Here is an 8,244-nt window from a genome sequence, read left to right on the forward strand (position 1 = left end):
CCACTTCCCCGATGAAAGGACCCGTTTTGACCGACGAACAGCCCCTGGCCGAGATCGACGACAGTGTCGCCGGTTGCCCGATGCACACCATGAATCCGCCCAGCGAGGGTGGCGGGAACCGTGATTGGTGGCCCAACCAACTCAATCTGAAGCTGCTCGCCGAGAATCCCCAGGAAGGCGACCCCTACGGCGCCGACTTCGACTACGGAGCCGCCTTCGAGACCATCGATCTGGAGGAACTCAAGGCCGACCTGTCCACCCTGATGCGCGACTCCAAGTCCTGGTGGCCGGCCGACTACGGCAACTACGGTCCGCTCTTCGTCCGGATGGCCTGGCATGCGGCCGGTACCTACCGCATCAGCGACGGCCGGGGCGGCGGCGGCCACGGGATGCAGCGGTTCGCCCCGCTCAACAGCTGGCCCGACAACGCCGGTCTGGACAAGGCGCGGCGTCTGCTGTGGCCGCTCAAGAAGAAGTACGGCGCCCGGCTCTCCTGGGCCGATCTGATCATCTTCGCCGGCACCTACGCCATGGAAGACATGGGGATGACCATGTTCGGCTTCGCCGGCGGTCGCCCCGACAAGTGGGAGCCCGAGGAGGTCTACTGGGGCCCGGAGACCGAATGGCTCGGCGACAACCGGTACACCGGTGAGCGCGACCTGGACAATCCGCTGGCCGCAGTGCAGATGGGGCTGATCTACGTCAATCCCGAGGGGCCCAACGGCGAGCCGGATCCGCTCAAGGCCGCGGCCGACATCCGCGAGACCTTCGCCCGCATGGCCATGGACGATGAGGAGACCGTCGCCCTGATCGCCGGTGGCCACACCTTCGGCAAGACCCACGGCAACGGTCCCGCCGACGTTCTGGGACCCGAACCCGAAGGCGCACCGCTGCAGGACATGGGTCTGGGCTGGAAGAACCCCACTCGCACCGGTGTCGGCGTCGACGCGGTCAGCTCCGGACTGGAAGGCGCGTGGAACAGCACGCCGGTGACCTGGGACAACAACTTCTTCTGGACACTGTTCGGCTACGAGTGGGAGCTGGGCCGCAGCCCGGCCGGGGCCCAGCAGTGGCATCCGAAGGACAATGCGGGCGCCACCAGCGTCCCCGATGCGGCCGATCCGCAGAAGCGTCATCAGCCGATGATGCTGACCACCGACATCGCGCTGCGGGTCGATCCGGCCTACGAGAAGATCTCCCGCCGGTTCCTGGAGAATCCGAAGGAGTTCGAGAACGCCTACGCGCGCGCCTGGTTCAAGCTGACCCACCGCGATATGGGCCCGGCTTCGCGCTACCGCGGCTCCCTGGTTCCGACCGAGGAACTCGTCTGGCAGGACCCGGTGCCCGCCGTCGACCACGAACTGATCAACGACGGCGACATCGCTGCACTGAAGAAGAAGATCCTGGACTCGGGGCTGTCGGTCAGTGCGCTGATCAAGGCGGCCTGGGCGTCAGCGGCGTCGTTCCGCGGCAGCGATAAGCGCGGCGGCGCCAACGGCGGCCGCATCCGGCTCGAACCGCAGCGCAGCTGGGCCGTCAACGAGCCGGCCGAGCTGGACAAGACCCTGTCGGTGCTCGAAGGCATCGCCGAGGACTGGAACTCCTCGACCGAGGGAATCGTCGGGCGACTGCGTCACGGCGACCGCACCGTCTCGTTCGCCGATGTGGTGGTCCTGGGCGGGGCCGCGGCGATCGAGCAGGCCGCCCGCAACGCCGGACTCGAGGTGACGGTGCCGTTCACCCCGGGCCGCACCGACGCCACCGCCGAACAGACCGACGTGCTGTCGTTCCAGGCGATGGAGCCGCGCTGGGACGGGTTCCGCAACTACGTGCACGGCGACACCGTCGTCCCGGCCGAGTACCTGCTCCTGGACCGGGCACAGCTGCTGACGCTGACCGCACCGGAGATGACCGCCCTCATCGGCGGGATGCGGGTGCTCGGCGCCAACCACGGCGACTCGGCCGACGGTGTGTTCACCGACCGGGTGGAGACGCTGTCGACGGACTTCTTCGTCAATCTGCTGGACATGGAGGTCCAGTGGAAGCCCGCGGGCGACGGTTACGCCGGATACGACCGTGCCACCGGTGAGAAGAAGTGGACCGCCAGTCGCGTCGACCTGGTCTTCGGCTCGAACTCGCAGCTGCGGGCCCTGGCCGAGGTGTACGGCGCCGACGACGCGCACGGCAAGTTCGTCGACGATTTCATCGCCGCCTGGAACAAGGTGATGGACGCCGACCGCTTCGAGTTGCGCCGCTGAGCCGACGGCCAGCGCCGCACTGCCCGGTCCCGCCTCCGTGCCGGACCGGGCAGTCGCATTCGGCGGCCGGTGGCACGCGCTCGCCCCGTCACGGCGACCTCCCCCGCAAAGAGCCGCAGTGTTTGTAGATTAAGAGCCATGAAACTCGGTCTGCAGCTTGGCTATTGGGGTGCCCAGCCCCCGCACAACCACGCGGAACTGGTCGCCGCCGCCGAAACCCACGGCTTCGATGCGATCTTCACCGCCGAAGCCTGGGGTAGCGACGCCTACGTGCCGCTGTCCTGGTGGGGCAGCACGACGCAGCGGCTGCGGCTGGGGACCTCGGTGCTGCAGATGTCGGCACGTACTCCGACGGCCTGTGCGATGGCGGCTCTGACCCTGGACCATCTGTCCGGCGGGCGGCACATCGTGGGTCTGGGCGTCTCCGGTCCGCAGGTGGTCGAGGGCTGGTACGGCCAGCCCTTCGCCAAACCGCTGGCACGCACCCGCGAGTACATCGACATCATGCGGCAGGTGTGGGCGCGCCAGGCGCCGGTCACCAGCGACGGCCCGCACTACACGCTGCCCTACGACGGATCGAACGCCACCGGTCTGGGCAAGGCGCTCAAGCCGATCGTGCATCCGCTGCGCGCCGATCTGCCGATCTTCCTGGGCGCCGAAGGGCCGAAGAACATCGCCCTGACCGCCGAGATCGCCGACGGCTGGCTGCCGCTGTTCTACACCCCGCGCATGGCCGACACCTACAACGCCTGGCTCGACGAGGGCTTCGCCCGGCCCGGTGCCCGCCACACCCGCGAGACCTTCGAGATCTGCGCGACCGCCCAGATCGTACTGACCGACGATCCGGCCGCCGCCTACGCCGCCATCAAACCGTTCCTGGCCCTGTACATGGGCGGGATGGGCAGCGAGGACACCAACTTCCACGCTGAGGTGTACCGCCGGATGGGCCACGGTGAGGTGGTCGACGAGGTGACCGCACTGTTCCGCAGCGGCCGCAAGGACGAGGCCGCCGCCGTGATCCCCGATGCGGTAGTCGACGATTCGGCGATCGTCGGCGACGCCGACCACGTCCGCGAGCAGATCAAGGTGTGGGAGGCCGCCGGAGTCACCACCATGCTCGTCTCCCCCGGTTCGGTCGCCGAGATCGCCCAGCTCGCGGAACTGGTCCAGTGAGCACCCCACGCCGGGTGCGCGCGCTGATCGCCGCACTGGGCGCCACGCTGCTGGTGCTGACCGGGTGCACCGCCGTGGTCGACGATGCCGGCCGCGACCGCACCTGCGTCACCGATTACGACGCCGCCACCGACTACTTCCCGGACAAGGTAGCCGTCGAGTACGCCAAGAACTTCCGGCTCGACTACCAGCGCAACCACATCGTCCTGACCGTCGAGCAGCCCTTCCCCGGCGGCAGCCCGCAGAGCTTCGCCCTGGTGCGTTGCGGCACCCCGGCACCTGAGCTGACCGGCACCCTGTCGGGAGCGCAGGTGATCGACGTACCGGTGCGCACCGTCTATTCGGGTTCGACGACGCAGCTGCCCTGGTTCACCGAGCTCGGCGTGCTGGACTCGTTGACCGGCGCGGCGAGCACCTCGATGATCACCAACGCGGCGGTCCGCGAGCGGGTGGCGGCCGGCAAAGTGGCCGAATACGCCACCGGCGCCACCATCGACGCCGAGCGGGTGCTCGGGGCCAAACCCGACGTACTGCTGACCGACGGCACCGAGAACAACGCCTATGCGACGCTGCGCCGCAGCGGGATCGCCGTCGTTCCGGTCGCCGACTGGCTCGAGTCCGATCCGCTGGCGATCGCCGAATGGATCAAGGTCCTGGGCGTCCTCACCGACACCTCTGCCAAGGCGCAGGAGGTCTTCGACGGGATCGCCAGTCGCTACACCGAATTGGCCGCGAAGGCGCGTGGGCTGCCTCCGGTGCAGATCCTCTACGGCGCCGACTTCCAGGGCACCTGGTCGGTGCCGGGCCGCGACAGTCCCTCCGGACGGCTGATCACCGACGCCGGCGGCACCTGGCCCTGGCACGACTCTCCGGGGGTGTCGGTGCAGCAGAACTTCGAGCAGGTCCTCTCTCGCGCCGGTGAACTGCCGATCTGGCTCGTCGCCGACAACCAGTGGAAGACCATCGCCGACGTGACCGGCGCCGACCCGCGGTACCGGAGTCTGGCCGCGGTCTCCACCGGCCAGGTGTGGAACGCCAACCGGTCGATGGGCCCCGACGGCGGCAACGACTTCTACGAGTCCGGCAGCGCCCGGCCCGACCTGGTGCTCGCCGACACCGTGGCCATCCTGCACCCCGAGCTGCTGCCCGATCACGAGTTCGTCTATTACCGCGAGTTGACCAGGTGACGCGCCGGGCGCAGTGGGCGCTCGGCGTGTTACTGGTCCTGCTGGCGTTGCTCGGCGTCTGCTCCCTGTTTCTGGGGTCGACCTGGATTCCGTTCGGCAACGTGCTGGCCGCTCTGACCGGCGACCACGAGGTGGCGGGCGCAGCCATCGTCCGCGATCTGCGGGTACCGCGCACCATCACCGCGATCACCGTCGGTGCCGCCCTCGGGCTGGCCGGGATGCAGATGCAGACGCTGTTCCGCAACCCGCTGGCCGATCCGTACATCCTCGGCGCCAGCTCCGGGGCCTCGCTAGGCGTGGCGCTGGTGGTGCTGCTGGGCGGCACCGCCGCCGGCGGCTTCACCAAGGGGTTGACCGGGATGGGCCGCAGCGGCATGGTCATCGCCGCAGCGATCGGCGCCGGAGTGGTGCTGGGTATCATCGCGGTGCTGTCCCGCTGGGTGCGGGCGTCGGTGGCGCTGCTGCTGGTGGGCGTGATGCTGGCCTCGCTCAGTACCGCCGTGGTCGCGGTACTGCTGACCGTCACCCGGCCGCAGCTGGCCCAGCAGTTCCTGGTCTGGGGTATGGGCACCTTCCAGACCCCGGGACCGGACCTGTGGATCATGGTGCCGCTGGTCGCCGCCGGCGGGCTGCTGGCGGCCCTGACCATCCGGCCGCTCAACGCCCTGCTGCTGGGGGAAGGTTATGCCCGGTCGATGGGTATCGGAATCGGCAGCACCCGCCTGGCGATCATCGTCTCGGCGGCGGTGCTGGCCGGGGTCACCACCGCCTTCTGCGGCCCGATCGGGTTCCTGGGCCTGGTGGTCCCGCACCTGGCCCGATTCGCCGTCGGCAGCTCCGATCACCGGCTGGTGATGCCGGCGACGCTGCTCATCGGGGCCGGACTGGCGCTGGTCTGCGGGGTGATCGCCGAAATGCCGGGGAGCAACGCGATCCTGCCCTTGGGCGCAGTCACCGCCATGTTCGGGGCGCCGGTGGTGATCCTGGTTCTGGTGCGTGCCAGTCGGGGCCGGTTGTCGGGGGTGGGTCTGTGAACGGCGCCGGCATGCAACTGGTCGACGTCGCGATCGGCTATCCCGGCCGCCGTCGGTCGCCGGCGCTCGTACTCGCCGAGAACCTGGGCGCCACCGCACGTCCCGGGCGGCTCACCACGTTGCTGGGCCCCAACGGCTCGGGGAAGTCCACGCTGCTGCGGACCATCTGCGGACTGCAGCCGCCGCTGAGTGGCCGGGTGATGATCGACGGTGTCGACGGCACCGAGATCACACCCGCTCAGCTGGCCAAGTCGGTGGCCGTGGTGCTCACCGAACGGGTCGACGCCGGCTTCTTGAGTGTGCGCGAGATCGTCTCGCTGGGGCGCACCCCGCACCTGGGGGTCTCGGCACGGATGACCGCGGCCGATTATGCGGTGGTCGACTGGGCCCTGGAGGTCACCGGCACCACGGCACTGGCCGATCGGCTCGGCGGGGAACTGTCCGACGGACAACGCCAGCGGGTGATGACCGCACGCGCTCTGGCCCAGCAACCGCGCCTGCTGGTGCTCGACGAACCGACGTCGTTCCTGGACGTGCCCTCGCGGGTGGAACTGCTCGATCTACTGTCCCGGCTGGCGCGCGAACAGGATCTGGCCGTCCTGGTGTCCACCCACGAACTGGAACTGGCTTTGCGTTTGGCCGACGATGTGTGGCTTCTGCCCGGCCCCGCCGGTCCCGAGCAGCCCGGGTCGCTGATCGTGGGAGCCCCCGGGCAGGTCGCCTCCGAGATCGGTGCCGCCTTCGATCGGGGCCGGCTGCGCTTCGATCCACAGACGCTGCAGTTCACCGTCGCCGACCACGGCGGCACCGACCGGATCGGCTAGTGGTCGGCGGTCGGGGGAATCCGGCCGCCGACTCAGCCGCGCAACCGCACCTGGTTCTCGGCCGTGACGCTGCCGACGGTGACCACCGCCGTGGCCTCGCTGACTCCGGCCGGAATCTCCACCGGCAATCCGAGACAGACCGGCTTGCTGCCGTCGCCCCAGGCCGCCGAGTCCCGCAGCAATGACCTGCCGTCGGACGACGTGACCTGGACACGCACCGAGATCCCGTCGGGTACTCCGGCGAACGCGAAGTAGGCGTACACCGTCGCCGGTGCAGACACCTGCAGTGTCGTCGAACTCGACGGTGACGCGCATGCACCGGTGGTCTTCTTCTCCGACCACCCCGCTGGTTCGATCGCGACCTGGTCGGTCGACGGCCGGGAGGTCTGCGTGTGGAACGGCGAGACATAGTCCGGGTCGCCGCCCTTGGCCGCGATCGCCAGGATCGGCTCGGCCAGGTTCACCGGACGGATGCGGGCCGAACCACCGGTGAAGATGCCGCCCTGCCCCTGACCGCCGCTGTTGGCTTCGGTGAAGGCCTCGGTGTTGATGCCGACCAGTTCCCCGCGGCGGTTGATCGAGGCGCCGCCAGAGTTGCCCGAGCCGATCCGGATATCGCTGTCGATCCAGGCGCGGGTGTCGCTGACCCCCGACTGGGGCAGGAACGTCGACACCACTCCCCGGGTCACCGTCAGCGCCGGATGCAGATTCTTCTCCGAGCCGACGTAGGTCGCGATGCCCGGAAAGCCCAGCGCGGTGATCTCGTCACCGGTCCGCAGCTTGTTGCTGTCGCCCAGCGGCATCGGTTCGGGTAGGCGTAGCCGGCTCGAATCGATCGGCTTCCCGTCGGCATCGGAGACGATCTTCATCACCGCCAGGTCCAGCACGCCGTCGGCGACGATCGTCTCGGCCATGAACGCCGGTTCGGTCGGCTTATCGTCATCGGTCGAGGTCAGCGAGATCAGATAGCCGCCCGGCTCGGCGGTGGACACACCCAGACCCGGAGCGCTCGGCGCTGCCACGTGCGCGTTGGTCAGAATCAGCCCGTCCTTGCTGACGATCGATCCCGAGCCGGTCCACAGCGGCCGATCGGCGTCGTCGACGGCCAGAATGAAGACGCTGGCCTGCTTGGCGCGGTTGAGCTGGGCTTCGGTCAGCTTGTCCTGGCCGTCGTCGCCGTCACGGAGCACCAGAAAGCCGACGACGCCGCCGACCAGGGCGAGGATCGCGACCATCGCGGCGACCGACAGCAGTGTCCGGTTCCGTTTACGCGCGGCCTCGGCCTGCTTCTTCTTCGCCAGCTGCCGTGCGGCCTCCTGGGGATCGACCACCGGGACCACATGGAGTTCGTAACCGGCTGTCGGGTGCCCGAGCATCACGGTGGTGGGCTCGCTGATCTGCACCTGCCGGATCTGTTCACCGTCTATGTACGTGCCGCTGGTCGACCGATCGATCAGCCACCAGCCGTCCGGGCGCGGTTCCAGGACCGCATGCTGCCGGGACACGGCCGGATCGTCGGCGGTGAACTCCAGCGCCGGATCGCGGCCGATCCGGATGGGGACTCCGGGACCGAACCGCTGCACACCCGACTGGGCCCGAATCGCCATTCCCGGTCCGGGCGGCGCTCCGAAAGACGGCCGCGAATGCATCATCGTCTGCTGCAGCGGCGGGCCGGCCGCGGGCGGTTGCCCTCCGGCTCCGGGAGCAGGTCGTGCGCCGGGCCCCGGGCCCACCGGACCCTGCTGCCGGGGCGCCGGGGAGGACGGCG

At 69.3% G+C, this 8,244-nt stretch carries 6 protein-coding genes; 5 read left to right on the forward strand and 1 reads right to left on the reverse strand.

What is annotated here, in order from left to right; genetic code table 11:
* Positions 1 to 11: 11 nt before the first annotated feature.
* From katG to GOHSU_RS14745, 5 genes are all read left to right on the forward strand, one after another.
* Positions 12 to 2,258 carry a catalase/peroxidase HPI gene (gene katG / locus GOHSU_RS14725; RefSeq protein WP_155821305.1) on the forward strand — a complete coding sequence of 749 codons (2,247 nt, stop codon included), beginning with the start codon at positions 12 to 14 and terminating at the stop codon, positions 2,256 to 2,258.
* Positions 2,259 to 2,396: 138 nt separating this feature from the next.
* A complete protein-coding gene (locus tag GOHSU_RS14730) occupies positions 2,397 to 3,431 on the forward strand; it encodes an LLM class F420-dependent oxidoreductase (protein ID WP_005943432.1) in 1,035 nt (344 codons plus the stop codon).
* The gene (locus tag GOHSU_RS14735) at positions 3,428 to 4,618 is read left to right on the forward strand and encodes an ABC transporter substrate-binding protein (protein WP_245551762.1); all 1,191 of its coding nucleotides are present in this window, start codon (positions 3,428 to 3,430) and stop codon (positions 4,616 to 4,618) included. The genes GOHSU_RS14730 and GOHSU_RS14735 overlap by 4 nt, the downstream gene beginning before the upstream one ends.
* Complete coding sequence (locus GOHSU_RS14740) at positions 4,615 to 5,652, forward strand: FecCD family ABC transporter permease (protein ID WP_005943434.1); 1,038 nt, start codon at positions 4,615 to 4,617, stop codon at positions 5,650 to 5,652. Before GOHSU_RS14735 ends, GOHSU_RS14740 begins: the two co-directional genes overlap by 4 nt.
* A gap of 11 nt (positions 5,653 to 5,663) precedes the next feature.
* Positions 5,664 to 6,476, forward strand: a complete 813-nt coding sequence (locus tag GOHSU_RS14745; protein ID WP_029760144.1) for an ABC transporter ATP-binding protein — start codon at positions 5,664 to 5,666, stop codon at positions 6,474 to 6,476.
* 32 nt (positions 6,477 to 6,508) lie between these two features.
* Here the strand turns inward: GOHSU_RS14745 and GOHSU_RS14750 are convergent.
* Positions 6,509 to 8,244 (reverse strand): trypsin-like peptidase domain-containing protein (locus GOHSU_RS14750; protein WP_211220492.1); only part of this gene is annotated, 1,736 nt, incomplete at its 5' end.

The organism is Gordonia hirsuta DSM 44140 = NBRC 16056, from assembly GCF_000333015.1.
In the GTDB taxonomy this organism is placed as follows: Bacteria; Actinomycetota; Actinomycetes; order Mycobacteriales; family Mycobacteriaceae; genus Gordonia; species Gordonia hirsuta.